Below are 26,639 nucleotides of genomic sequence, written 5' to 3'. Positions count from 1 at the left end.
TAATATTTATCTCCTGAAAATTTGATATTTCCAAAAATAAAGAGGACTAACAAATGAACTTACTAGAAATTTCATTTCCGCCTTTAAAACAATATCTGTTTCTAATAGTTTTCTATGTTTAAAAAAATGAATCATAATTTTTCTTAAATCATTAATTGCATAGATGGGGAGAATAAAGGGCCGCTGCCATACTTTCCAGCCTAACATTCGAGTATAGTATCTACTTAGGCCATTTCCTTTCATTAAATTAACTATATAGTCTTTTTGTAAACGTTCTTTCGGAATTTTGTGGTAGATTTCCATCGCTGGATTGTACCAAATTTCCCAACCTGCTTTTCTTAAATGTAAAAAAGCCTCTAAATCATCGCCAGGTAATTGTAATCCGCTTACTCTGCCTTGCAAGAATAAATTTGTAGGAACATTATCTAACCACGCTTGTTTGTGAACAACAATTCCCGCACCTGGGGGAAGCACTCTTTTATAAGCATATTGATAATCATCTGAAGTATAACAAATGGTTTTATCGCTACCGCCAATGGCAAAGAATCTACTTATTTTCTCAAAATTTGGTGGTGGTTCAATTTCATATTCCCCTTTTATTTTACTACCATAGGCTCCTGCTTTCGGATGCTGTTTCCCAAAAAGATAGGCTTGTTCCACCCAATTTGATGTCGGTAAATTATCATCATCCAAAAAACCAATTAAATTTCCATTTGCCTCTTCAACAGCTTTTTGTCTTGCATAAGCTAATCCTTGTTTTTCTTCAAAATAACATTTAATCGGACAAGCTACATTCCAATTATTTTTATATTCTTCGATTACTTTAGCAGTATTATCATTACTGTTATTGTCAATAACTATTATTTCCCAGTTAATATCTTCTGTGTCAATTTGCTGTTTGAGTCTGTCGAGAACATCAGGGACTCTTTTCTCTCCGTTGTAGGTACAAATGGCAACTGTGAAATCTATCATAACCACACGTCAGCTAATTTAATTAAACCTATTCTAAAACCTTTTTTCCAATTTTCAACTCAATTTATCAGTCAGAAAGCAAGAATCAGTTATCCTAGAAAACGTAAAGTTTCGGGTTGAGACTAGGGAATCGTGATGAGTGGAGAGGGCAGAAAATCCCCTGACTGGGAAAGAATTGAAAAGGCGTTGTCGGTAGAAAAGGAATATGGCTATCAAAATCTACAGGGAAAACAATATCGTTTCCATGAATTTCTCTGTCTTAGTTTTGGTGGTATTCCGCCTGTTTTAAACTTGATGATTGCTTTTAAGTGGCAAAAAGTGGCAAAGGATTTTGCAGAATATCCTCAGTTAACTTTACAAGAGAAAAAAGATTTAATTGGTTATGTAGAAGAATTTATTAATGAGGTAAAAGAAAAACAAAAGGAAGAAGCCGAAAGGAAAGAAGCAACAAAAGAGGATAATATAATACCTTTTCCTTCTAAAGTTGAGACGGTCACGGTTACTCCCAAGGTAAAAGAAACTCCCGTCAAGCTAACTTTAAATAGTCCTGTAATTAATTTGCAATGCGTTAATACTCGACAAAATAAACTATTAGAAAAAATGGGTATTTATCGGGTTAGGGATGTTTTATTTTATTATCCTAGGGAGCATATTGACTATGGAAAAAAAATTGCTATTAAGGATTTAGAAGCAGGGGAAACGGTCACTGTTATTGGTACGGTAAAAAAATGCTCTTGTTTTAGTAGCCCGAAAAATAAAAAGTTAACTATTCTTAGTCTCGTTATCAAGGATAGAACAGGAGAACTGAAAATAAATCGTTTTTTTGCGGGAAATTATTTCAGCAGTAGGGGATGGCAGGAGAAGATGAAACGCTCTTATGCTATGGGGGCGTTGATTGCAGCTTCGGGATTGGTAAAGGAAAATAAATACGGTATTACCCTTGATAATCCTGAGTTTGAGGTTTTGGACTCAGGGGGAAATAGTATTAACTCTCTTAAAATTGGGCGGTTGTTACCTGTGTACCCTCTCACCGAAGGGGTGGCAGCGGATTTGATTAGGAAGGCGGTGGTGGAGTCTTTGCCTACTCTCTCGGAAATTGATGATCCTTTGCCAGTTTATCTCAGACAACAATATAGTTTAATTGATCTGCAAAGGGCGATCGCCCATATCCATTATCCAGACAACCAAAAACAACTTACAGACGCAAGAAGAAGACTAATATTTGACGAATTTTTCTACCTGCAACTGGGCTTCTTAGAAAGAAAAAAACAAGATAAACAAAACCGCCAAGCCTCCCCCTTCATTCCCCAAGGGAAACTCATCGAAGAATTTAACCAACTCCTCCCCTTCCAGCTAACCGATGCCCAGCAAAGGGTAATCAACGAAATCGAAACCGACTTAGAATCATCCTCCCCCATGAATCGCCTTGTGCAAGGGGATGTAGGCTCAGGAAAAACTATCGTCGCCGTATTCGCCATCCTTGCCGCCCTCCAGTCAGGGTATCAAGCCGCCCTCATGGCACCCACCGAAGTATTAGCAGAACAACATTACCGCAAGATAGTACAGTGGTTTAACCTGCTCCATTTGCCCGTAGAATTGCTCACAGGGTCAACCAAAACCGCCAAACGCAGGGAGATTCATTCCCAACTGCAAAGCGGAGAATTGCCCCTTTTAATTGGCACTCACGCCCTAATTCAAGATCCTGTAAAATTCCGTAACCTCGGCTTGGTGGTAATTGATGAACAACATCGCTTCGGGGTACAACAACGCGCCCGTCTTTTAGCCAAAGGAAAAGCCCCCCATGTCCTCACCATGACAGCCACCCCCATTCCCCGTACCCTCGCCCTCACCCTTCATGGAGACTTAGACGTAAGCCAAATTGACGAACTACCCCCCGGCAGACAACCCATTCAAACCACCGTATTGGCAGGAAAACAGCGCACCCAAAGCTATGAATTAATAAAAAGGGAAGTAGCCCAAGGGAGACAGGCTTATGTAATCTTTCCCATGATTGAAGAATCAGAAAAACTCGATGTCAAAGCAGCGGTCGTCGAACATCAAAAATTTAGCGAGAAAATTTTTACTAACTTCAATGTAGGTTTACTCCATGGGCGTATGTCATCGGAGGAAAAGGAAGCCGCCCTCACCGCCTTTCGGGATAACGAAACTCAGATAATCGTCTCCACCACCGTCATCGAGGTAGGGGTTGACGTACCCAATGCCACCGTTATGCTCATCGAAAATGCCGAACGTTTTGGGTTATCACAACTGCACCAGTTACGGGGTAGGGTAGGCCGTGGCAGTCACAAATCCCATTGTTTACTTATCAGCGGTAGCAAATCCCCCGATGGGTTACAACGGTTAAAAGTGTTAGAACAGTCTCAGGATGGCTTTTTTATCTCAGAGATGGATTTAAGGTTGAGGGGGCCGGGGGAGGTTTTAGGCTCTCGTCAATCGGGATTGCCTGATTTTGCCCTTGCTAGTTTGGTGGAAGATCAAGAAGTGTTGGTTTTAGCAAGGGATGCAGCGGAAAAGATTCTGTTACAAGATAAGTATATGGAGGATGATTCTAGTTTAAAAAATGAGCTAGCAAGGCGTTATAAAAAATTAATTGGTAGTGAAATGTTAACTTAGGTGACGAGAAAATAAACACTTTGCTTAAAGTAACTTTTTCATATAGCTACCCCACAAAGAAGCTGCTTGTCCACTGCTTCCCCTAGTAGAAGAGTTATTATCATTACCTAGCCATATTCCTGTGGTTAAATCATCTTGGGGACTATAACCGATAAACCATAAATCAATACCCCCAGAATTTGTGCCTGTTTTACCGCCTTCCCCTCTACCAAGACTGGCACTTCTGCCTGTGCCAGAAGTCACTACTCTTTGTAACATTTGATGGACGGTTTGGGCGACTTGGGGGGTTATGGCTTGTTTGGTTTCATAGCCCCCTTGATTAAAACGATATACTTCCCTACAGGTGTTATATTCATCTACGTTTTCGCAGTCTCTGCCGTCTCGAATGACTTTGATGGCGTGGGGACGATTCCATATTCCTTGATTGGGGATGGTGGCGTAAGCCCCTGTCATTTCTAAAACGTTGACTTCACTTTGTCCTAGGGCTAAACCAGGTACGGGATTTTGGGGGGAATTGATGCCCATTTTTTTGGCAGTGGCTACCACTTTATTTAAGCCCACATCTTGGGCAATGCGTAGGGCAACGGCATTTTCGGAAAGTGCCATACCTTGATACATATCGATGGGGCCAGAAAAGTTATTGCAGGGGCGAAATTGTACCCCTTGCCATTGTAAAGCAGCGCAGGAATAGGTTTTATTGGGGGATATACCCGCTTCAAGGGCGGCGGTGTAGGGAAATAGTTTGAAGGTGGAGGCGGCTTGTCGTTGGGCTTGGGTGGCCCGATTAAATTGGCTTTCTTGAAAGTCTTTTCCCCCCACTAGGGCAACAATTTCCCCTGTGCTGCTGTTGATAGTTGCGATCGCCCCTTGGTCAAAACCAAAACGAGATCCATTAGTATTAATATAATCCTTGAGGGAATTTTCTGCCTCCCTTTGATACTTCAAACTTAACCCCGTTTCAATGATAAAATCCCCCTCCTGCAACAAATCCGCCCCCAATAACATCCGCACCTCATCAAACACATAACTATAAAAATAGGGGGCAATGGTATTTGATAAAGTCTCCCTCGCTTCAGGGGTTATCTCAATACGAGATCTTCTAGCTCCATTCGCTTCATCCTCTGTTATCATACCCAAAGAGAGCATACGACTGATAACACGATTACGCAATCCTAAAGCCGTATCATAATCCTGCACTGGGTTATAAGCATTCGGGGCAGGTAAAATAGCCACCAACGCCGCCGCCTCCTCAATGGAAACATCCCGCGCCGACTTGCCAAAATAAAATCTGGCAGCATCCTCAAAACCATAAAGATTTATGCCCAAATAAACTCGATTGAGATAACCCTTCATAATCTGATCTTTACTATATACCGCCTCTAGCTTCGTCGCCACCACCATTTCTCGCACCTTCCGTGCGATGGTATTTTCCCTACCCACTTCAGGGTAAAGACTACGGGCTAACTGCTGAGTAATGGTGCTAGCCCCCTGTCTGGCCCCACTATCTCCCCTGTTAATCAAGATAGCTCGTAAAATCCCCAAAGGATCAACCCCAAAATGCCAATGGTAACGAGAATCCTCCGAAACAATTAACGCCTGTGGCAAATAGGAAGAAAAATCACTCAATCTTTCTAACTCTCGATGGGGGGAAGAAATGCGGGGGGCAAGAGGCGTTTCTCCATCTTCTCCATAAACCACCGTGGCACCAGTATTGCCTTGGGGCATAGGATAAACAGTATATCTTGACCATGCTATGGCGACGATGGCACACAGAAGAATCAAAAAACCTGCAAGGGTAAATAATCCATAGCGAAGAATTAACGATAATTTGGAGGGAGGTTTATCAAAATATAATTCTATGACATCTTCTAATTCTGGAGGTCCAAGGGTTATCACATCATTATGACGTAGGGTAAGAGATTGATAACGTCTTTTGCCTAGGTAAATTCCATTGGTAGATTGTAAGTCTTTTACTTTAAATCTATTGGTTGTTTTGTCCTTTTCAACGGCACAGTGAATTTGACTGATGATAGGATTACGAAGAATAATGTCACAACTATTTTTATTTCTACCAATGATGTAACGTTCCCCTAAAAGGGGATATTCATGGGTTTTTCCATTACTTCCATTTTTAAGTTTTATTTTTGGTACGATCGCACCTTGTTTGAGGTTCGGTAAACTAAACTGAGCTTGGATAGTTTGTAAAACTCCCGTTACCATTCTATCTATTGTCGCTGGGGATGGTGGTTTTTTACCCATTTTCGCAAAGTGATAATCGATGATTAAAAGTTGTAGCTACTATTTTAATCTGCTCTGGATAAAATCTTTGTCTTTACAGGTGTAGCACTTAGGTAGTTTTTATGGGGTGATAGGGGCATAAATAAAGGTGGGCAATGCCCACCCTACTTAATTAACGACGACGACGACCAAAACCACTACTACGGCGGGTAGGAGTACGACGAACAGGGGTTCTTCTTGTATTAGTGCGATTAGTACCAAAACTACTATTATTTCTCTGTCTAGTGGTGCTGTTGGATGTGCCACTATTGCGGAGGTTACTAGAACCCACTCCAGAGCCTGTGGCCCTTGTACCGCTTAGGGTACGACCTCTTACTGCCCCTGTTTGACTGTTTCTAATGGTGCCTGTGGTGCGTACCGATTGACGATTTCTTTCTACTGGGGGGACTGTATTATGGTTACTGCGATAGCTGTCCACCGCTTGGCTATAGCTACTACCATAACCACCAAATCCTCGGAGGGGTACCCCAGGTTGAAACACGGGGGGGACATAGTATTGAGGACGAAATAACATACTACCAATAGCTTGTCCTGCAATGGCTCCAGCAAAGGGACTCCAAAAACTAGATTGTTGTCTGACAATGACAGTTTCTTGTCTGCCCGTATTGGGATTGGTAACGGTTTCCGTTTCGTTGTGGATGTATTCAATGCGGAAATCTTCGGTGAGGTGCATCACTGCATTACTACCGTTAATTTCTACGTAGGTTTGTTTACCTGCTTCTATTTCTTCATCGGTTAACCTTGCCATCTGTAAGTCGGTAGTCATGAAGTTGGGACGACTACCAGAGGGGGTATTTAATAGCATTAGGTTATATTCCCCATCTACATCGTTAAAGGTGGCTTGTTGGACGGGATATTGTCCACTGGGGATATTATTAATGGTTTGAGCCGTATTATTAGTAAAGTTGGTATTGTTACTTCTAACGTTGTTTGAGCCACAGGCAACGGTGGTAAAACCGAGGGTGATGACTAAACATATGGCTAGTAATTTCTTAAACATTATGATTTTTATTTTTTTAAACTGATACTTTTTTTATAAAGGTATTAACTCAGGGAAGTTGAGAATGGTTTGCTCCTCGGTGAGGATTTCTCCTAGTCGGGCGGGGGAAAAATGAAGTGCGATCGCACGATAACCACCTTTATAATTAAGACTAATAAGAGCTTTTAACCCTTCACTCAGGGCCTCATATTCCGCCAAATCCGTTTCAATTTCAGGGGATTCCCCTTCAAAAGCTACTGTGATCATAACAAGTAAGTTATCGGTTATGGGCAGGGATAAAGGTTCGTTTTCCCCTACTGTAGATTCAATATCGGGTTGTGCCAGATAACGATTGGCTGAATCGGTGAATAATTCTTCTACATAATCCCCCGCTTCTCCTTCATTCCAAACCACATCCCCTTCATTGGAGGCACTATTCCAATAGTTTTGATATTGAAGCAGACTTTGGCAAACATTGACCAAACATTCCCCCATCACTTCCAAATCACCATCCGCATCAACGGCATTACGGGCATTTTCATTTAATACCCCCAACAGCGGAGCGATTTCTTCCCCTTGCAAATGGATGAAAATTCGGGAGACAACAAATCTAGTTTTGCCTCTAATTTGATTAAAACGATCGCCTATGGACATGATAATAATTGATAATGGAGAATTAATAATGGATAATTTAATTATCCAATGCCTAACACATTTAAGGATGTAACATGATACGTCCTCTACCGTCTAACACCTATTTTCTCACTAATAAAACAGGGCAGTTGGCATTTACCCGTATATAGTCAGAAAGAGAAGAACCCAGTAAACGATCTAAATCTACCAAACTTTTGGCAATGGAAGGACGACGATCAGGAGAACCGAGTAATAATAAATCAATGTCTTTATCTTCGGCTAACTGACAGATTTTTTTGCCAGGTTTACCCCCAGTGACGACGCAACGGGTACTAATTCCCATTCTTTTGGCTTGGGCAAGGGCAGGGGCAAGGACGGGATTTTGTTCCATGTCTGCGGTGGATAGGTCAACATTGGCATCTAAATCGGGGTTTACCCTCACTAAGTATAATTCTGCTTCCCGATAGTCTTTGAGCATATTAATAGTTAACTCAAGGGCGTATTGGGCGGCTTCAGATTTATCTAAGGCCAACATTACCCTTTTTACTTTACGTATATATATATCATCTTTTACCAAGAGCATGGGGCGATCGCTCAGTTGAAATACATATTGACTCACAGAGTTTTCCAAAAATGATTCTAACCTTTTTAAACCCCTAGAACCCATTAAAATCAAATCTGCATCAATTTCCTGAGCTACCTGACAAACAACGTCCTTGGGTTCACCCTGTCTGAGAATAGTTGAAACCTTGGTAGGGTCAATGTTAACATTTTTGACTATGTCTGAAAGAATTTTTCCCCCTTCTTCCCATTTAGTTTCTAGGGCATCGGCACTGGTTTGGGGAGAAACAACGTGTAAAATGGTTAGGTCACAATTTTGAAAGGCAGGAATATCCTGCAAAGTTTTTAACATTTCTTGGGTGTGACCATTTCCAGAGTCGGCGTATAAAATTTTCTTTAACATGGCGTTTTGTATTTTATGAGCATTTATATTCATTTTTTAAAATACAGTGATTGAGTGCCACAAAATCTAAAATTTTGTAACAGCCACTTTTTAAATTTACCGTAACTATCAATTTTCTATTATCAATTACCTAAATGAATCCATCTCAATTAATAGCCACCGCCACCGAAAAATTAGCCCCTACTTTTGCTCAAGTTGACCAACAGATAAAGCATAATCTCCATAAGGTATTAAAGGCTTTTCAGGAATACAAGGTAGGAGTCCATCATTTTAGTAGTGTCAGTGGTTATGGTCATGACGACCTTGGGAGGGAGGTGCTAGATCAGGTTTTTGCGAGGGTTGTGGGGGCGAAGAGTAGTGCTGTGCGAGTGCAAATAGTATCGGGGACCCATGCGATCGCCTCTTGCTTATATGGAGTTTTACGCCCCGCTGATGAAATGTTGGCGGTGGCAGGACATCCTTACGACACCCTAGAGGAAGTTATCGGCATTCGGGGAGAAGGGCAAGGAAGCCTTAAGGAATTGGGCATCAAGTATCGTGAATTGGATTTAACTGTCTCTGGGGAAATTGACTGGGAAGGTTTACAAACGGCAGTAAAACCAGAAACAAAATTAGTGTTAATCCAGCGCTCCTGTGGTTATTCTTGGCGTAAAAGTCTTTCGGTAGCAGACATTGAAAGGATTGTAACCATAGTTAAGGCTCAAAACCCCGATACGGTTTGTTTTGTGGATAACTGTTATGGGGAATTTATCGAAACCCTTGAACCCACAGCGGTGGGTGTAGATTTGATGGCAGGTTCACTCATAAAAAACCCGGGAGGTACTATTGTAACCGCAGGGGGTTACATTGCAGGCCGAGAAGATTTAGTAGAAAAAGCCTGTTGTCGTCTCACTGCCCCAGGTATTGGTAGCAGTGGGGGAGCAACTTTTGATCAAAATCGTCTTCTCTTTCAAGGGTTATTTTTAGCACCGCAAATGGTGGGGGAAGCCATTAAAAGTACCCATCTAATTGCCATGGTGTTTGCTGAGTTAGGTTATGAGGTAAATCCTTTACCTTTTGCCCCCCGACGAGATATTATTCAAGCCATCAAATTTGGTAATCCTGAAGCCCTCATTGCCTTTTGCCGTGCCATTCAGAAGTATTCCCCCGTGGGTTCGTATCTTGATCCCGTACCTGCGCCCATGCCAGGATATGAGAGTAATTTGATTATGGCTGGGGGTACTTTTATTGATGGTAGTACGTCCGAATTATCTGCTGATGGTCCTTTACGAGAACCCTACATTGCTTTTTGTCAGGGGGGTACTCATTGGACTCACAGTGCGATCGCCCTTGAACACGCACTACAAGAAATTATCGGGAAATAGGTATTATTTTACTGACGTTACGCACTCATTTATAAGTTAGGTTTTATCTGTAAATCTTAACAAGGGGCTTAAGCCCCTTGCCCAACTCCTAGCCCCTTGCCCAACTCCCAGCCCCTGCCCCAACACGTGTATAAACATAGGGTGAACATTCAAGGTTTTTACCACCTCAAAATGATTAATTATATTTTTGCGTAACATCAGTTATTTTATAATTGCAGACCAATATTAGTATAAAAACTTATTATTCTTAATTCTCGATTCTTGATTTCTAAACAATATAATATATCTGTGAATAATCCCCTTTTAAATCAACTTAAAAAATCCTCACAAAAACATCATGCTCCCTTTTATGCCCCTGGACATAAACAAGGAAAAGGAGCTAGTACTAAATTAAAAGAAATTTTTGGGGAATTAGTATTTAAAGCTGACTTACCAGAATTACCAGAATTAGATAACCTTTTCGCCCCAGAAGGAGTTATAAAAGAAGCCCAAGAGTTTGCATCCCATACATTTGGAGCAAAAAAAACATGGTTTTTAACTAATGGTTCAACCTGTGGCATTATCGCCTCCATTTTAGCAACTTGCCGAGAAGGAGATAGAATTATTTTACCTAGAAATGTTCATCAATCAGTAATTTATGGGTTAGTTTTATCAGGGGCAATTCCTCTTTTTATTAATCCAAAATATGATGAAAATTTTGATATTTGTTATGGATTATCACCCCAGCAAATTGAGATAGCTTTACAACGAAATAATGACGTTAAAGCAGTGATGATTGTGTCTCCAACCTATCATGGGGTATGTAGCAATATCAAAGAAATTGCTGAGATTACCCATCGTCATAATATCCCTTTATTGGTAGATGAAGCCCATGGCGCCCATTTTACTTTTCATCCTCAATTACCATCTTCTGCCCTCGCTTCTGGGGCTGATGTTGTCATCCAATCTACCCATAAGGTATTGGGGGCGTTAACTCAGGCTTCCATGCTTCATATACAGGGGGATTTGGTGAATGGTGATGGTATTAGCAACGCACTGCAATTATTACAGTCTTCTAGCCCTAGTTATCTGTTACTGGCTTCTTTGGAGTCTGCTACTACCCAGATGGCGGAGGAAGGAAAAGAGTTATTAGATAAAACTATTTATCTGGCAACCATGGCAAGGAAAGCTATCAGAAACTTAGATTATTTTCAGGTACTAGATTTTGAAAAAGCTACCCCTTATTTTGATAATTTGGATATTACTCGTTTGACGGTTAATGTTAGTAAGTTGGGCATAACTGGTTATTTAGCGGATGAAATTTTCCACGAAAAATTGGCTGTTACTTGTGAGTTACCATCTCTAAAAAATTTAACTTTTATTATTTCTATTGGTAATGATGATGCTGATATTGATTTATTAATTAATGGTTTTAAAAAACTTACTGATTTTTATCAAGAAGTTTCTGAAATATCTTCTAATTATGGTTATTTAAACTTTGATTCTAAATTTTCTATTTCTTCCCGTCAAGCCTATTGGGCAGGGAAAAAAGTTGTTCCTTTAGAAGATAGTTTAAATAAAATTAGTGGAGAAACAATTTCGGCTTATCCTCCTGGTATTCCTATCTTAATAGCAGGGGAAAAGATTACCATAGAAGCGTTAGATTATCTTAAAAAAGTTGTTATGTCTGGGGCTACTATTACAGGGGCAATGGACAGTCGTTTAAATACAATCAAGATAGTAAATTAAGGTCAGATAAATAAGGGCGATCTCGCAGAGCCACTTCGCGATCGCACTTTATATTAAATAATAAAAGAAACAAATCACCCTAATAAAATCTAATTTTCTTGAGCCAATTCTTGGGCTAATTTTTCTTTATTTTGACGACGTTTTTTTGCATATAATTGAATACTTGCCGCCATTAAAATTACTAAACCAGCCACTAACCATGTGGTTAAATCAAGGGGTAAATTATCTTTAAATGTAGCTAATAAAACAATAAGTAATAAAAGAATTGTGGGTGCTTCATTAAAAGCTCGAAATTGTTGCCCCGTCCAAGAATTTTCATTCTTTTCTAACTTTCTCATAATACGTCCACACCAAAAATGATAGATGAGGAGTAAGCCCACAAACAAAAATTTAGCGTGTAACCATCCCGATTTTAACACCTCTGGTTCGGTGGAAATCAACCCCACTGCCATGGCTACCGTTAAAATCATCCCGGGGGTAGTAATAATGTTGTAGAGACGCTTTTCCATTATCTCATACTGCTTTGTCAAAATAGTTTGGGCTGGCTCGCTTTCTTGCCTCGCTTCTGCATGGTAAACAAACAAACGTACTATATAAAATAATCCTGCAAACCAAACTACAATACCGATAAGATGAAATGCTTTGTACCAATAATATGCCATAGTTTTTTAAAAAATTTGTTTTGAATTAAGGAAATATTACCATTGCCTATTCCCCATTGCCCATTGCCTTTACTATCAATTACCTAAAACCATTCATCATCATCCCAGTCATTCTCGTAGGGGATGTCACGTTTGCGATTGGTGCGATAATTTCTATCTTCGGGATAATCATCATATCCTCCCCTTCGGCTAGGAGGAGGTGCGGGGCGTGAAGGAGGGCGACGACTAGGAGGAGAGGAAAGCCCTGCCCCATAATCATAGTCATTAACACTGTTACCACCATAACCACGGTCATAACCAGAGGACATTTTGCCACCATAAAGGGTAGAATCAGTTTGACGATAAATATTTCTGGAATCTCGAGGATTATATAATTCGTCTTCATCATCACCGATAAAGGTTTTCTTGATGGATTCAAAGAAGCCTTCCTCTTCGTCATTGTATTGCAGTCTTACCTCTCGGTTTAACTCATATAATACATCTTGTAAGTCCGCTTGGGTACGGTCTAATTTGCGATCGTCATTTTGTTCTAAACTATCCAAAATTTCCCGACATAAAGACTCCACATCCCGACGATAGGGGCTAGTAAACTGACTGCCAAAATCGAGGGTAACTTCCCGTAACCGTCTTTGGGCTTGATCGGTCAAAGCCTTAGCACGATTGCGTTTCTCCACTCTTTCCCGTCTTTCTCTATCTTCTCTGGCAAAGGCTTCCGCTTCTTGCATCATGGTGGTAACTTCCATCTGAGAAAGGGTAGAAGCCCCTTGAATTACCACACTTTGCTCTCTGCCTGTGGTTTTATCCCTTGCCATTACCTGCAAAATACCGTTGGCATCAATGTCGAAGGCGACTTGTATCTGAGGCACTCCCCGAGGCGCTGGAGGGATTCCTGTCAATTTGAAACGCCCAAGGGATTTGTTATCCTCTGCCATTTCCCTTTCTCCTTGCACCACGTGAATTTCCACGGAGGTTTGATTGTTTTCGGAGGTGGAAAAAACATCGGAACGTCTGACGGGTATGGTGGTATTACGGGGCAATAGTTTTTTAGTCACTCCTCCAATGGTTTCCACACCGATAGATAAGGGGGTTACATCAAGGAGCAATATATCTTTGACTTCTCCGCCCAAAATTCCTGCTTGAACCGCTGCCCCAACGGCTACAACCTCATCAGGGTTAACATTTTGATTAGGTTCTATGTCGATAAAACTACGTACTAATTCTTGTACTAGGGGAATACGGGTTGAGCCTCCCACTAATACTACTTCATCGATTTGAATAGGGCTTAATCCTGCGTCTTTTAAAGCTCGTTGGATGGGGCGCCGTAAACGGGATACCAATTCCCCACAAATTTCTTCAAATTTTGCTCTGCTAAGGGTGGTTTCGATGTGTTTAGGTCCATCTTCGGTGGCGGTAATAAAGGGTAAATTAATCTCGGTGTTGCTTACCCCTGATAGTTCAATTTTGGCTTTTTCAGCGGCTTCTGTTAATCTTTGAAGTGAAGTGCGATCGCGCCTTAAATCAACTCCTTCCTCCTCCAAAAACCGCTCTGCAAGGTAATTAACAATCTTATTATCAAAATCATTACCCCCCAACTGAGTATCACCGCTGGTGGCACGGACTTCCAAAACCCCATCCCCCACTTCAAGGATAGAAACATCAAAAGTACCACCCCCCAAGTCAAAAACCAATATCTTTTCACTGCCTTTTTTTTCCAAACCATAGGCCAGAGATGCCGCCGTAGGCTCGTTTACAATCCTCAATACATCCAATCCCGCAATCTTTCCAGCGTCTTTTGTGGCTTGACGTTGGGCATCATTAAAATAAGCAGGTACAGTAATTACAGCACCCGTTACTTCCTCCCCTAAATATCTTTCTGCCTCCTGTGCTAATTTACGCAAAATCATCGCCGAAACTTCCTCTGGGGCAAATTCCTTCTTGATACGAGGACAACGAATTTTGATATTATCAACCTCATCACGGCGAATGGTATAGGGTACCCGTTTTGATTGCTCTGTTAATTCTCCATATTTACGCCCCATAAAACGCTTGATACCATAATAGGTATTTTGGGGGTTTAAAACCGCTTGGCGCCTAGCCATCTGCCCTACCACCAACTCTCCATCCTTATTAAATCCCACCACAGAAGGAGTAGTGCGGCTACCTTCAGAATTAGGAATTACTAACGGTTTGCCACCTTCCATTACAGCTACTACCGAGTTTGTTGTACCTAAGTCTATACCAACGACTCTTCCCATTGTTGATTTTTTCTCCAGTTGTGATTCTCGCTATTTGCCCTGGGGGCGCTTACTAATTAATGTGATTTAAACTATATCAGTTTAATCTTTGTTTTTAACGGTTTATTATACTTTAGCATTTACAAGGGAATTGACAAGAAGTTGATAATTGGTAAGATATGATATTGCTCATATCCATGGTGAAATGTTTAAAAGTAGTAAATAGTTTTACTCCTATTTAACAAAAATAGCCTGATTTTATAGTAGTTTGATTTTTTGCTGAATTGTAGTCTAGTAAATATTCTTTTGCAATGACATTTTGCTGATGCAGTTGCTCTAATTCTGCTTCGCCGATTTCGGTATCGGTAGAGAGTAAAATTACTTGATGGGAGGCGGTAGGGAAATAACGCTCTAGCAAATTATGGCGGTGAGAAGAATCTAATCTGCCGAGGGGGGTATCAATCACGATGGGTAGTTGTCTTCCTGATACCCTCGCTAATCCCCATAAAAGTGCGATCGCCAATAGCTGTTTTTCTCCAGCGGATAATCTATTTTTAGTAATTAAATTACCTAAATTATCATATAAATTAAGTACAAAATTGTCAGTATTAATAATAATTTTACCGACAAAATTAGACTTATGTAAAAGATAACGAAAACAACTGGTTACTTCATTTTCTAACTTGTTTAACTTCCTAAGAGTAAGTTTTTCCTTAAAAAGCATTAAGGTCTGTTCTACCTTTGGCATCGCATTTAATAAATGATCTGCCTGTAAATCTTCTATGGTGCGATCGCTATATTTTCCTAATTTTTTCAACTTAGACTGTATATCTCGGTCCATGGATTCCAAAGTTTTTTGTAACCTTGTCACCTCCGCCTTACACTCCACTACCCTTTGCTCTTTTTGTTTATACTCTTGCTCTAATCTTTGATAGTCTTTAGATACTTCCACACTAATAGCCATCGCCTCAACATTAATCAATTCCTCCTCCAACATTCTTAACTTTTCAACATATTCTTTCGCCTTCTCTTCTTCCCTTGGCAAAGAATAACTAAGAATATTATCTAAATAATTTAACTCTTTTTCTTGCCCATTTAAATAAACATCAATATTATTAATTTCCTGCCCTAAACTATCATTTTCTGACTCCAAAAAACCATTTATTTTTTGATAATTAATATCATCAATAGATAAAGTAGTTAAAAACTCTAACAACTTTTGATCCTTACTTCTGAGAATATCATAGGAGTTTTGAATTTTACTAGCCCTTACCTCTTGCTGTAATTGAACCCTTACAGAATTTAAATGAGGTTTAATTAAGCCTAAAGGTAAATATTGAGTAAAAACATTAGCTAACTGATTTCTAATTATTTCTATCTCTTGAGATAAAGAATCAACCTCCTGTTTTAGCTTATATTTTTTTTCCGCAATCTTGCCCCCTTCAATGCGTAAATTATCAGAAGCTAAACGATAATTTTTGGAAGCTATTTTTAAATCCTTTTCAGCAGTTTTTAACTCTTGTAAAATTACTTTTTTATCCTTCTCTAAAAACTTTAACTCCTCTTCAATATTTACTAAATCTTTTTGTTCTTTCGTACTTTCTAAACTCTTTCTTTTACGGCTAACTAAAATTTGTAAATCACTAGCTAATTTGTCAGCTAATTCTAATCCTAATAAAGCTCTCATAGCATCCACTAAAGAAGGGTTGGGAATATCTTGTTCCGCTAATTCCTTCACTTGTTCACCATCAAAAAGAAACAAATTAGAAATCCCTAACGGTAAAATATCCTCTATATATTCATCCCAATTTTCCGTCAAATTAAGGTCAGGAAATTCTCCCTCAATAATGATTAAATTATCCTTCCCATCCTTAACATTACTTTGCCAATGACGAATAATTTTTAACTCAATCCATTGCTCATTAATAAAATGTTCAAAAGTTAACTCAACTCTGGTTACCTCAGTTATGTTTGCCCCACGATTAATGGACTCTAATAAAAAATCGTTATAACTCAAATTTTTACGAGTAGAACATTCTGCCCTACGTCCATACAAAGCTAATTTAATACTATCAATTATAGTTGTCTTTCCTCCCCCATTCATACCACCAATCAAAATTATTGAAGCGCCATTTTGCTCAGTGTCAGGGGTAAGATTAATAATATTTTTGCCTTGATAAGGACCAAAATTCTCTAAGATTAATTCTTTAAAAATCATTCTGCGATAATAGTGAAGGTGGGCAATGCCCACCATAATAATGACATTCAATATAACTATTGTGTCAATGAATATTTACCATTTAAGTAAATTGAATTTTTCCATGTCAATGGTGTCACGGTTGCGGTAAATAGCCAAGATAATTGCCAAACCCACAGCGGCTTCTGCTGCTGCAATGGTAAGCACAAAGATAGTAAATACTTGACCTCTAATATTATCAGGATCTAAATAATTAGAAAAACCCATCAAATTGATGTTAACGGAGTTGAGTAATAATTCAATGGACATTAATACCCTAACGGCATTACGGCTAGTAATTAAACCGTAGATACCAAGACAAAACAAGGCGGCGGCTAATAATAAAAAATATTGTAATTGTAATTCCATAATCGTTGATTGGTGCTTATAATTTTATTTATCGTCGGCAGAAACTAATTCTCTGGGTTGCTCAGGAAGGGTTAAGGAAGTGGTAAAACCGTCACCTGTTTTGGTAGCGGAGGGGATAAAATCTCTTCTCGCAAGGATAATGGCACCTACCATGGCGATGAGTAGTAATACTGACGCAATTTCAAAGGGAAGTAAGAAATCACTAAAAAGGTGTTTTCCTAGCTCAATGGTAGTGTTTTCGATGACGGAAGCAGAAATTGTTGATATATCCCAAGAGGTGGATAAAATCATGGTGCTAAGTAACCCAAAAAGCCCTGCACAAACTGCTGCGGTGGATACTTTACGAATCCATCTACCCTTAATTTCGGCAAAGTTTTCGGTTTTGTTTACCAACATAATGGCAAAAAGAATCAAGACGTTAATGGCGCCTACATAAATCAGAATTTGGGCAGCGGCGACAAAGTCTGCGTTGAGGAGTAGATATAATCCTGAAATGCTAATAAATACTCCCCCGAGTAGGAAGGCAGAGTAAACGATATTTTCTAGTAAAACTACTCCTAGGGCTGATGCTATCATCATTACCCCAAGGATAGCAAAGGTTACAAACTGAACTCCTTGTGATATTTCCACTGTTTTTTATTACTCCTTTTTTTTATGGATGTTGGTCAAATTTTATCTGGATGTTATCTATTTTTTACTTTTTTTTTGGGTAAGTCGTGGGGTTCGGTTACTCCTTTGGGAAGGTATCCTAATTCTCTGAGAGGTGTTACCATAGGATCTTCTGTTACTTTGGTGGGTAAACGTCCAAGGGCTACGTTATCATAGTTTAAGTCATGACGATCATAGGCGGCTAGTTCATATTCTTCGGTCATGGATAGGCAGTTGGTGGGGCAATATTCCACGCAGTTACCGCAGAAAATACACACACCGAAGTCGATGCTGTAGTGTTTTAATTCTTTTTTCTTGACTTCTTTGTTAAATTCCCAATCTACTACGGGAAGGTTGATGGGGCAAACCCTTACACACACTTCACAGGCGATACATTTATCAAATTCAAAGTGAATTCTACCTCTATATCTTTCGGAGGGGATTAGTTTTTCATAGGGATATTGTACGGTGACGGGGCGCCTTTTCATGTGGTCGAAGGTTACTGCGAATCCTTGCCCGATATATTTGGCGGCTTCAACACTTCCTTTGGCGTAATCAGTTACTTGTTTGAGAAATTTAAACATAGTGCGTTGCTATAAGTGCTATTTGGGTCTATTTTATCTCATCGTTAGTCGTTTACTTTAAGATGTTATCAGAAATTGAAGGGGCTTTTGGGGTTAAAGCCTCTAGGAATGCCTTTGATGGAGTTTGAGGGTTTTTGTTTGAGAAAAAGTGTTGTGTGTTTATTTTTTATTAATATGAGAAGGTTTATAATAAAGATTAAGAAATGTTAAGTAAGTTATGGCATAAAGGTTAAGTTGTGAAAAAAGTTGTGGTCATTGGGGCTGGAATCGGAGGTTTAACGGCTGGGGCATTGTTGGCAAAGAGGGGTTATGATGTGACGATTTATGATCAGGCTATGGTGCCGGGAGGGTGTGCTTCTACGTTTCAGCGTCGGGGGTTTACTTTTGATGTGGGGGCAACTCAGGTGGCTGGATTGGAGAAGGGGGGTATCCATGAGCGTATTTTTAGGGAGTTGGATGTGGAGTTACCTCCTATGACAGTGTGTGATCCTGCCTGTGCGGTTTTTTTACCTGAAGAAAAGGAGCCGATTATGGTGTGGAGAAGTCCTGAAAAATGGCAAAAAGAAAGGGAGAAACAGTTTCCTGATAGTAAAAAATTTTGGTCTTTGTTTAAGATTTTATTTGATGCTAGTTGGCGTTTTCAAAGTAGAGATCCTGTGTTACCTCCTCGCAATGTGTGGGATTTTTCTCAGCTTATCAAGGCCTTAAGGTTAGATACTTTTGTTACTGTTCCTTTTACTTTTATGACGGTGGCTAATGCTCTTCAATTTTTAGGATTAAAGGGCGATCGCCGCTTAAAAATTTTCCTTGATTTACAACTTAAGTTATATTCTCAGGTAGATACGGAGGAAACTGCTCTATTATATGCTGCCACTGCCCTTTCTGTGTCCCAAGAACCCCAAGGACTATATCATCTGGAGGGTAGTATGCAGGTACTGAGCGATCGCCTTGTAAATGCCCTAGAAAAGTATGGTGGTAAGTTAAAAATGGGTTATTTTGTAGAAAAAATTCACACGGAAAATGGCAGGGTAAAAGGGGTAACTATTAAGCACAAGAAAAAAGGAGAAATATTTACTGATAATGCTGATCACATAGTGGCAAATGTAACGGTAAATAACCTTGTAAAAATGACGGAAAATTTACCATCTGGATATGGTAAAAGAGTGGAAAAGTTAGAACCTGCTTCTGGGGCTTTTGTGATTTATTTAGGGGTAGATGAATCTGCTATTCCCGAAAACTGTCCCCCCCATTTACAATTTCTCTATGACTATGAGGGCGAAATTGGCGAGATGAATTCTTTGTTTGTGTCGGTGAGTAAACCTAACGATGGACGAGCGCCCCAGGGCAAACGCACCATTATCGCTTCTTCTTTCACTGATACCGCCCTATGGTGGAATAAAAATAAGGCTGATTATGACCAATTAAAACAAGAATACACCCAAAAGGCGATCGCCCGTTTAGGGGAATATTTTAACCTCAGTCCTGAGCATATCATTCATCAAGAAGTAGCCACCCCTCTAACCTTTGCTAAATATACCGCCCGTGAAGATGGCATGGTGGGCGGTGTTGGTCAACGAATCAGTACCTTTGGCCCCTTTGGCTTTGCCCCCCGTACCCCCATCAAAAACCTTTGGCTGGTCGGGGATTGTGTTCACCCGGGGGAAGGCACCGCTGGAGTTAGTTATTCTGCTCTAACGGTTGGTCGGCAAATTGATTAATTTCTTTTTGTAACTTTTTAATAAAAAAAGGCGATGGGCTTGTTTATGGGGCACTTTCGTGATATACTTGTTACATAATGGGAATAGTGACAATTTTAAGCCTAAACAGACAGATTTTCATTATATTAATTACATTCTCATCATCTCCTTTTCTAGCGCAAAAGTCAAGAAAAAAAGCGATTTTTTTAATATTTGTTAACATTTAGCTACAAAAAGGAAGGGTTTGAAGGGCGATCGCCCAGTCTTCCTGAGTTTTAACCACCACCACATCCACAGAGGAATCGGGTCGGGCAATATTTTGATCAAGACACTTAAGATTATTGTGTTCAAGATCTAACTGAAGGTTAAGAAAAGAAAATCCAGCGCACACCTGTTCTCTGACTAAGGGGGAATTTTCGCCAATTCCTGCGGTAAACACAAGGACATCTAAACCCCCAAGACTAGGTATCATAGAGCCAATAACGGATTTTACACGATGAACAAATATATCAAGGGCGAGTTGAGCTTGATGGTTGCCATTGGCGATCGCACTTATAATACTACGCACATCAGCGGACACCTGAGAAACCCCCAATAAGCCCGATTCCTTGTTGAGTAAGTGATTTAATTGCTCCTTATCATAGCCATATTCATCCATGAGGTGAAGGAGAATAGCTGGATCAATAGAACCGCAACGGGTACCCATCATCAAACCCTCAAGGGGAGTAAAACCCATGCTGGTGTCGATACTGTGACCATTTTTGATGGCGGTAATAGATGAACCATTGCCAAGGTGACAGGAGATAATTTTTAAATCTTCTAATGGTTTACCCAAAATCTTCCCCGCCCTTTGGCTGACATATTCGTGGGAAATACCATGAAAACCATAACGCTGGATGCCCTTTTCGTACCATTCATAGGGGATAGGATACACTTTTGCTTCGGGGGGGATTTTACTATGGAAAGCCGTGTCAAATACCGCTACTTGCGGCGTATGGGGGAGAGTACGGGCGATCGCCCTTATACCCTCTAGGTGGGCAGGGTGATGATTAGGGGCAAGGGGTATTAAATCTTGAATGGCTTGTTCCACCTCTGGGGTGATAATACAAGACTGAGAATAGTTTCGTCCCCCATGGACGATGCGATGACCAATAATATCAATTTCTTCAAGACTGGACAAAACCTTGGTATGTCCGTGGGTAATGGTTTCGAGCATAATCAAAATACCATCTCCCTTATTTTCTAAGGGTAGGTCAATTTTACGCTTTTGATCATTAGCAAAAACCTTTAACAACCCATACTCATCATTTACCGTCCAATCAATACTAGCCTCCCAAAGAGGTTCTAGGGGAGTCGATAAATCTGTATGGGGTTGGATTTCATAAAGACAACTTTTTTGACTACTGGAACCTGCATTGAGAACTAATATTTTCATGACTAAAACCTAAACTTCACCTTTTATTTTACGCAGACGAGTGGAAAGACTGCGAATTACTTCTAGGGCAAAGAAAGGGGTTTCTTGTACCAGAAAGACAAATTTTTCTCTATCTAACTCTGCAATTTGACATTCAGTATGGGCTACAGCCGTGGAAGCCCTAGTATGCTCAGGTTGTACCAATGCCCCCTGTCCAAAAACATCATGTTCAAAAATGGTTTCCACCACTTTGTCATGGACTATTAAATTTACTTCGCCTTTCAAAAGGGCATACATTACCGAGCCTTGTTCTTTTACATTAAAAATGACGCTCCCTGCGGGAATAGTTTTAACTTCTAAATGTTCAAAAAAAAGATTGGCGAGATCTCCTGGTTCTAACATGGTATTTTTTATTAGTTTGTATTAGTCAAACTTTATTATGTCAGGATCTTAGTTTATTTAACGTTAAGAGCAGTTTAAGTAATTGATAATTGAGAATGAATAATTGATAATAGTATTTTTCAACAATAGTTTTGGTGTGTTTAAGCCCCTAAGATTTAGTCAGCACAACTTAATTGGTAGCCAAATTATAAGGTATATTTATATATTCTCCACAAATATGACACTTAAAATTTAAGATTTGAATTCTAAGAGGTAATTAATTCTTGACTCGGATCTAACAAACACATACCATAGAAAGGTTATCCTTAAATTACATACATAAAAATTAGAGTATCTCAATAATAAAATTTAATAACCTATGACAACCACCTTACAAGCACCCCCTAAAAAAAATCGTAGATTAGTATTTCCTTTTACTGCCATTGTGGGACAAGAGCAGATGAAATTGGCTTTGTTGCTCAATGTTATCGATCCTAAAATTGGTGGGGTCATGATTATGGGCGATCGCGGCACAGGCAAATCCACCACCATCAGGGCATTAGCCGACCTTTTACCCGAAATTTCTGTGGTAGCAGGAGATCCCTTCAACTCAGATCCCACCGATATGGAAATGATGGGAGAGGAGTTGAGAGAGAAATTAGAACAAAATCAACAAATTGATACTGTTCAGAAAAAAGTGCCGATGATTGACTTACCCTTGGGTGCTACCGAAGATCGTGTTTGTGGTACTATCGACATCGAAAAAGCCCTTTCTGAAGGGGTAAAAGCCTTTGAACCAGGACTTTTGGCTAAGGCTAACCGTGGTATCCTCTACGTGGATGAGGTAAACCTACTTGATGATCACTTGGTGGATGTACTTCTTGACTCCGCCGCCAGTGGTTGGAATACTGTAGAAAGAGAAGGTATTTCTATCCGTCACCCCGCCCGTTTTGTGTTGGTTGGTTCTGGAAACCCAGAAGAAGGTGAATTACGTCCTCAATTGTTAGACCGTTTTGGGATGCACGCCGAAATTCGTACCGTAAAAGATCCAGATCTTCGTGTACAAATTGTAGAACAAAGAGGGGAATTTGATCAAGATCCTCAAGGTTTCTTGGCGAAGTATGATGATGATCAAAAGGCTTTACAACAAAAGTTGGTTGATGCTCAAAATCTGTTACCCCAACTCACCATCGATTATGAAATCAGAGTCAAAGTATCGGAAATTTGTTCTGAATTAGATGTAGATGGTTTACGGGGAGACATTGTTACTAATAGGGCAGCAAAGGCGATCGCAGCTTTTGAAGGACGTACCGAAGTAACGGTAGATGACATCCGCCGAGTAATGCCCCTATGTCTGCGCCACCGTTTACGTAAAGATCCCTTAGAATCCATTGATTCGGGCTACAAAGTAGAAAAAGCCGTTGATCGTGTTTTCGGTTTAGAAGTTGAATAAACCATAAAAAAAGCCTCCTCAACTTTCCATTGGGGAGACAAAAAACCATTTTCAATAATGAATAATTAGTAGGGTGGGCAATGTCCACCTTAAAAATTTTTGAGAAAGTTAAAGTAACGAAACCAACTACTTTCCTATGAAAAGAATATTAACTGCGTAACTCCACAGGGAATTGCTTCGCTAACTTATCTCTGACTTTATTATGAATAGGATCAACATCACTATCCTTTAAAGTACCATCAGGAGACTTGTAAACTAGACTAAACGCCAAACTGCGCTTACCTTCCTCCACATTTTCCCCCTTATACTCATCAAACAACTTCACATCTACAAGGGTTTTTCCTCCCGCCTTGCGCATAGCGTTGGTAATTTCTGCCACCGTTAAATCCATAGGGGCAAAGAAGGCCAAATCACGCTCCACACTAGGATAAGTAGAATAAGCCTTGAAAGTGGGAATCTGTAAATATCTTTGGCTGATATAGTCCATCAAAGGAGCAAGTTTTAACTCAAAAACATAAACACTATCAGGTAAATCTTTGTCCTGTCTTAGTTGAGGGTGAATTTGCCCAAATACCCCAATTTTCGTTTTATGTAACCATAAACTGGCGGTGCGCCCGGGGTGTAAACGCTCATCATCAGATTCTGCCTGATAGGTAATAGGGGCTTTGAGACTGTTAAATAAACTCTCTAAAATGCCCTTGGCTTCATACCATGACATGGGTTGAGGCTTGCCACTATTGACCCAGATACCATCTGTGTATAAATCACCACCTAGGATGCCCCCTAGTGCGTCACCTTCGCATCTTTTATCATTTTCGAGCCAAAAAACTCGTCCAATTTCAAAAGCGTTTAAATATCCGTTCCCTTGGGCTTGGTTGTATTCAAAGGCATTGATTAAACCGTCCATGAGGTTGCTACGCAGGGCAGAATATTCACTAAAAAGAGGATTAGCAATTTTTATTTGGGCTTTTTCAGGGCTGACGAGGGAATATTGCACCAATTCTGTTAAGCCTAAACCACGTAATGCCGAGCTAATTTGGCGCTGAATGGTTACCTCAGAGGATAAGTAACCTACTTGAGATTGGGGGGGTAAGGTATCGGTAAAACGATCATAACCATATAATCTAGCGACTTCTTCAATTAAATCGATTTCCCTTTCTAAGTCACGGTAACGGTAAGGTGGCACGGTGACAAGCCATGTTAAGGGTTTTTCTGTTTCAACTTTCAACTTACAACCTAAGTCGGTTAAGATTCTTTCCACATCTTGGGGGGCAACATCGGTTAACCCTTCCCCGTCAATTACTTTTCCTAATACTTGGTGTATGCGCTCAAGTCTGAGTTGGATGGTGTTGGTAAAGTCTCCTCGACGATTATCGGCAGTAGCTTGGGCGGTAGGATTACCTTGGGCTAATTCAGTAATAAGGGTTACGGCATGGTGAAGGGCTTTTTCTAATTGTACTTGGTTAACTCCCCTTTCATAACGGGTGGAGGCTTCGGTGCGGATGGATTGACTTCTGGCACTTCTGCGAATGGGTACAGGTTCAAAAAGGGCGGCTTCTAGGATAATATTTTGGGTATTGTCATCCACTTCGCTTTCTTCTCCCCCCATAACACCTGCTAGGGCGATGGGATGATTGTTGGCGGTGATGAGTAGGTTTTGCTCTTTGAGTTGTCTTTTTTGCCCGTCAAGGGTGATGAGGGTTTCGTTTTCTTGGGCAAAGCGCACCCCAATATTTAAGGTTTGGCTGTTAGTAATTTGGATTAATTTTTCTCTGTCAAAGGCGTGTAAGGGTTGCCCCCATTCAAGGAGGATGTAGTTAGTTACGTCAACGACGTTGTTGATGGGGCGCACTCCTGATGCTTCTAGTCTCCATTGCAACCATTGGGGGGAAGGGGCAATTTTAACGTTCTCGATAATTGTACCAATATAGGCAGGACAGGCGGAGGTTTCTTTGATGTCTAGGGTGAGGTTATCGGTTTGATTGTTGGGGGGGATGGTTTCGGTGGTGGGTAGTTTTAATTCTCCCCCTGTGAGGGCGGCTACTTCTCTGGCGATACCTACCATACTAAGGGCATCGGCACGGTTGGCGGTGGCGGTAATGTCGAGGATGACATCATCTAAACCCAATAGGGGGCGCACGTCTTGCCCTACGCTTAAGTCTCCTTCGAGGATTTTGATTCCTTCGCTTTCTTTGCTTAATCCTAATTCAGCTAATGAGCAAACCATACCTTTACTTTCTACTCCTCTGAGTTTGGCTGGTTTTATTTTTAAATCTACGTTGGGTAAATATGTACCAAGGGTGGCGATCGCCACATATATATCTTTTCGGATGTTGGGCGCACCGCAGACGATTTGGGAGGGGGTTTCTTCGCCAATGTCGATTTGACATAAACTTAGTTTATCAGCGTTTGGGTGGCGATCGCACTCTAACACTTTACCGACAACCACCCCATCAGCCCAAGTGCGTCTATCTTCTATGTCTTCAACTTCAAAACCTGCAATGGTGAGGGTTTTAGCTAATTCTTCGGGGGAAATATTAATATCGACTAATTCTTGTAACCACTTGAAAGAGATACGCATTGTTTAAAATATAAATTTTTTCTAATAACCTAATCTCCTATTATTAACTACTTTGGAGGTGTTAAACAAGTCGTCTGGGGAGGTGGGAAAATGGGCAATGGATAATGGGTGTTGGGTGATTGATTATCTATTATTAATTTCCACAAAAAAAGTTCGGGTAAAAGTAATCAAATTTATCTTGATGAAAATAAACTTTTTCCTTCTACCCCAACTCCTGACACCAAAAATTTAAAATGAGTGAAATGGTTAATTAGTAACCATTATGGAATAATTTCCATCCCTGTGATAATTTCCTCTTGACGAGTTTTTCCGCAGGGTTCGATAGATTCACAATCGTTGATATTTACCACTTCATAAGTTAACCTAACGGTTTGATTTATATAGATTTGCGAATCTGCACAAATTTCAAAACTCGCTCCTTTATAAATTTCATTACCTTCAGGGTTTTGTAAGGTGGCATAACACATTAAATCACCAGTTTGTAAATCCTTGACTAACCACAATCACTGTTGTCCACCTTCTTCGGTTTCAGTTTCCTCAGTTTCTTCGGTTTCCATTCCGTCAGTTTCCGTTTCCTCGGTTTCCTCAGTTTCCATTTCTTCGGTTTCTTCGGTTTCCATTCCGTCGGTTTCAGTTTCCATTTCTTCAGTTTCTCCTAAAGGAGGAGGAGTTACTTCGGTGTTATCTCCACAGGCGGCGAGGGATACAGAAGCACCACCCAATAACAAAATCATTAATAATGTCCAAATACGGTTGTTTTTCATTTGTCTTAACTTGTTCTTAATGTTGTAAAAGATATTATGACTTA

General features: G+C 40.2%; 21 protein-coding genes. 5 read left to right on the top strand and 16 right to left on the bottom strand.

Annotation, left to right across the window (positions count from 1 at the left end):
• Window positions 1-6: 6 nt before the first annotated feature.
• Entirely contained in the window at window positions 7-972 is a 966-nt protein-coding gene (gene hpsE / locus A5482_RS01120; protein WP_069789918.1) for a hormogonium polysaccharide biosynthesis glycosyltransferase HpsE, read from the bottom strand.
• Between the two features lie 135 nt (window positions 973-1,107).
• On the opposite strand from hpsE, the gene recG reads away from it, so the two are divergent.
• Complete coding sequence (gene recG / locus A5482_RS01115) at window positions 1,108-3,606, top strand: ATP-dependent DNA helicase RecG (protein ID WP_069789919.1); 2,499 nt, start codon at window positions 1,108-1,110, stop codon at window positions 3,604-3,606.
• A 24-nt stretch (window positions 3,607-3,630) separates the two neighbouring features.
• Here the strand turns inward: recG and A5482_RS01110 are convergent, their stop codons facing one another.
• The 4 genes from A5482_RS01110 to A5482_RS01095 all read right to left on the bottom strand — a co-directional run bounded on the left by A5482_RS01110 (window position 3,631) and on the right by A5482_RS01095 (window position 8,480).
• Complete coding sequence (locus A5482_RS01110) at window positions 3,631-5,865, bottom strand: transglycosylase domain-containing protein (RefSeq protein ID WP_069789920.1); 2,235 nt, start codon at window positions 5,863-5,865, stop codon at window positions 3,631-3,633.
• 151 nt (window positions 5,866-6,016) lie between these two features.
• Window positions 6,017-6,904 carry a hypothetical protein gene (locus A5482_RS01105; protein WP_141712654.1) on the bottom strand — a complete coding sequence of 296 codons (888 nt, stop codon included), beginning with the start codon at window positions 6,902-6,904 and terminating at the stop codon, window positions 6,017-6,019.
• A gap of 33 nt (window positions 6,905-6,937) precedes the next feature.
• Entirely contained in the window at window positions 6,938-7,540 is a 603-nt protein-coding gene (locus A5482_RS01100) for a DUF1517 domain-containing protein (protein ID WP_069789922.1), read from the bottom strand.
• Between the two features lie 97 nt (window positions 7,541-7,637).
• Entirely contained in the window at window positions 7,638-8,480 is an 843-nt protein-coding gene (locus A5482_RS01095) for a universal stress protein (protein ID WP_069789923.1), read from the bottom strand.
• Between the two features lie 134 nt (window positions 8,481-8,614).
• Between A5482_RS01095 and A5482_RS01090 the strand changes: the two genes are divergently transcribed.
• Together A5482_RS01090 and A5482_RS01085 are read left to right on the top strand one after the other, a co-directional pair.
• Window positions 8,615-9,844 carry a methionine gamma-lyase family protein gene (locus tag A5482_RS01090; protein ID WP_069789924.1) on the top strand — a complete coding sequence of 410 codons (1,230 nt, stop codon included), beginning with the start codon at window positions 8,615-8,617 and terminating at the stop codon, window positions 9,842-9,844.
• 288 nt (window positions 9,845-10,132) lie between these two features.
• Window positions 10,133-11,572, top strand: coding sequence for an aminotransferase class I/II-fold pyridoxal phosphate-dependent enzyme (locus A5482_RS01085; RefSeq protein WP_083260391.1), 1,440 nt, complete (start codon window positions 10,133-10,135; stop codon window positions 11,570-11,572).
• An 89-nt stretch (window positions 11,573-11,661) separates the two neighbouring features.
• Here the strand turns inward: A5482_RS01085 and hemJ are convergent, their stop codons facing one another.
• The 6 genes from hemJ to ndhI form a co-directional block, all read right to left on the bottom strand.
• The gene (gene hemJ, locus A5482_RS01080; protein ID WP_069789926.1) at window positions 11,662-12,234 is read right to left on the bottom strand and encodes a protoporphyrinogen oxidase HemJ; all 573 of its coding nucleotides are present in this window, start codon (window positions 12,232-12,234) and stop codon (window positions 11,662-11,664) included.
• A gap of 83 nt (window positions 12,235-12,317) precedes the next feature.
• Window positions 12,318-14,489 carry a molecular chaperone DnaK gene (gene dnaK, locus A5482_RS01075; protein WP_069789927.1) on the bottom strand — a complete coding sequence of 724 codons (2,172 nt, stop codon included), beginning with the start codon at window positions 14,487-14,489 and terminating at the stop codon, window positions 12,318-12,320.
• Between the two features lie 217 nt (window positions 14,490-14,706).
• Window positions 14,707-16,737 carry a DNA sulfur modification protein DndD gene (dndD, locus tag A5482_RS01070; protein WP_242411900.1) on the bottom strand — a complete coding sequence of 677 codons (2,031 nt, stop codon included), beginning with the start codon at window positions 16,735-16,737 and terminating at the stop codon, window positions 14,707-14,709.
• A 24-nt stretch (window positions 16,738-16,761) separates the two neighbouring features.
• Window positions 16,762-17,073 carry an NADH-quinone oxidoreductase subunit NuoK gene (nuoK, locus tag A5482_RS01065; protein ID WP_069789928.1) on the bottom strand — a complete coding sequence of 104 codons (312 nt, stop codon included), beginning with the start codon at window positions 17,071-17,073 and terminating at the stop codon, window positions 16,762-16,764.
• 24 nt (window positions 17,074-17,097) lie between these two features.
• Window positions 17,098-17,703, bottom strand: a complete 606-nt coding sequence (locus A5482_RS01060; protein ID WP_069789929.1) for an NADH-quinone oxidoreductase subunit J — start codon at window positions 17,701-17,703, stop codon at window positions 17,098-17,100.
• Window positions 17,704-17,756: 53 nt separating this feature from the next.
• Window positions 17,757-18,305 carry an NAD(P)H-quinone oxidoreductase subunit I gene (ndhI, locus tag A5482_RS01055; protein ID WP_069789930.1) on the bottom strand — a complete coding sequence of 183 codons (549 nt, stop codon included), beginning with the start codon at window positions 18,303-18,305 and terminating at the stop codon, window positions 17,757-17,759.
• A gap of 236 nt (window positions 18,306-18,541) precedes the next feature.
• Here ndhI and crtD point away from each other — a divergent pair, with 236 nt between their 5' ends.
• Window positions 18,542-20,023, top strand: coding sequence for a C-3',4' desaturase CrtD (gene crtD / locus A5482_RS01050; RefSeq protein ID WP_069789931.1), 1,482 nt, complete (start codon window positions 18,542-18,544; stop codon window positions 20,021-20,023).
• A gap of 202 nt (window positions 20,024-20,225) precedes the next feature.
• Here crtD and A5482_RS01045 read toward each other — a convergent pair whose 3' ends face one another.
• Both A5482_RS01045 and A5482_RS01040 read right to left on the bottom strand, forming a co-directional pair.
• Window positions 20,226-21,437, bottom strand: a complete 1,212-nt coding sequence (locus tag A5482_RS01045; RefSeq protein WP_069789932.1) for an acetate kinase — start codon at window positions 21,435-21,437, stop codon at window positions 20,226-20,228.
• 9 nt (window positions 21,438-21,446) lie between these two features.
• Window positions 21,447-21,818, bottom strand: coding sequence for a cyclic nucleotide-binding domain-containing protein (locus tag A5482_RS01040; RefSeq protein WP_069789933.1), 372 nt, complete (start codon window positions 21,816-21,818; stop codon window positions 21,447-21,449).
• Between the two features lie 358 nt (window positions 21,819-22,176).
• Here A5482_RS01040 and bchI point away from each other — a divergent pair, with 358 nt between their 5' ends.
• A complete protein-coding gene (bchI, locus tag A5482_RS01035; RefSeq protein ID WP_069789934.1) occupies window positions 22,177-23,250 on the top strand; it encodes a magnesium chelatase ATPase subunit I in 1,074 nt (357 codons plus the stop codon).
• A 148-nt stretch (window positions 23,251-23,398) separates the two neighbouring features.
• On the opposite strand, the gene pheT is transcribed toward bchI, so the two are convergent.
• The 3 genes from pheT to A5482_RS01020 all read right to left on the bottom strand — a co-directional run bounded on the left by pheT (window position 23,399) and on the right by A5482_RS01020 (window position 26,595).
• Window positions 23,399-25,831 carry a phenylalanine--tRNA ligase subunit beta gene (gene pheT / locus A5482_RS01030; protein WP_069789935.1) on the bottom strand — a complete coding sequence of 811 codons (2,433 nt, stop codon included), beginning with the start codon at window positions 25,829-25,831 and terminating at the stop codon, window positions 23,399-23,401.
• Window positions 25,832-26,091: 260 nt separating this feature from the next.
• Window positions 26,092-26,334 (bottom strand): hypothetical protein, encoded by a 243-nt coding sequence (locus tag A5482_RS01025; protein WP_069789936.1) that lies wholly within the window; start codon window positions 26,332-26,334, stop codon window positions 26,092-26,094.
• Complete coding sequence (locus tag A5482_RS01020) at window positions 26,335-26,595, bottom strand: hypothetical protein (protein ID WP_069789937.1); 261 nt, start codon at window positions 26,593-26,595, stop codon at window positions 26,335-26,337.
• Window positions 26,596-26,639 lie beyond the last annotated feature (44 nt).

It is taken from the genome of Cyanobacterium sp. IPPAS B-1200, from assembly GCF_001747005.2.
Classification (GTDB): Bacteria; Cyanobacteriota; Cyanobacteriia; order Cyanobacteriales; family Cyanobacteriaceae; genus Cyanobacterium.
This window is presented reverse-complemented; position numbering and strand designations above follow the sequence as displayed.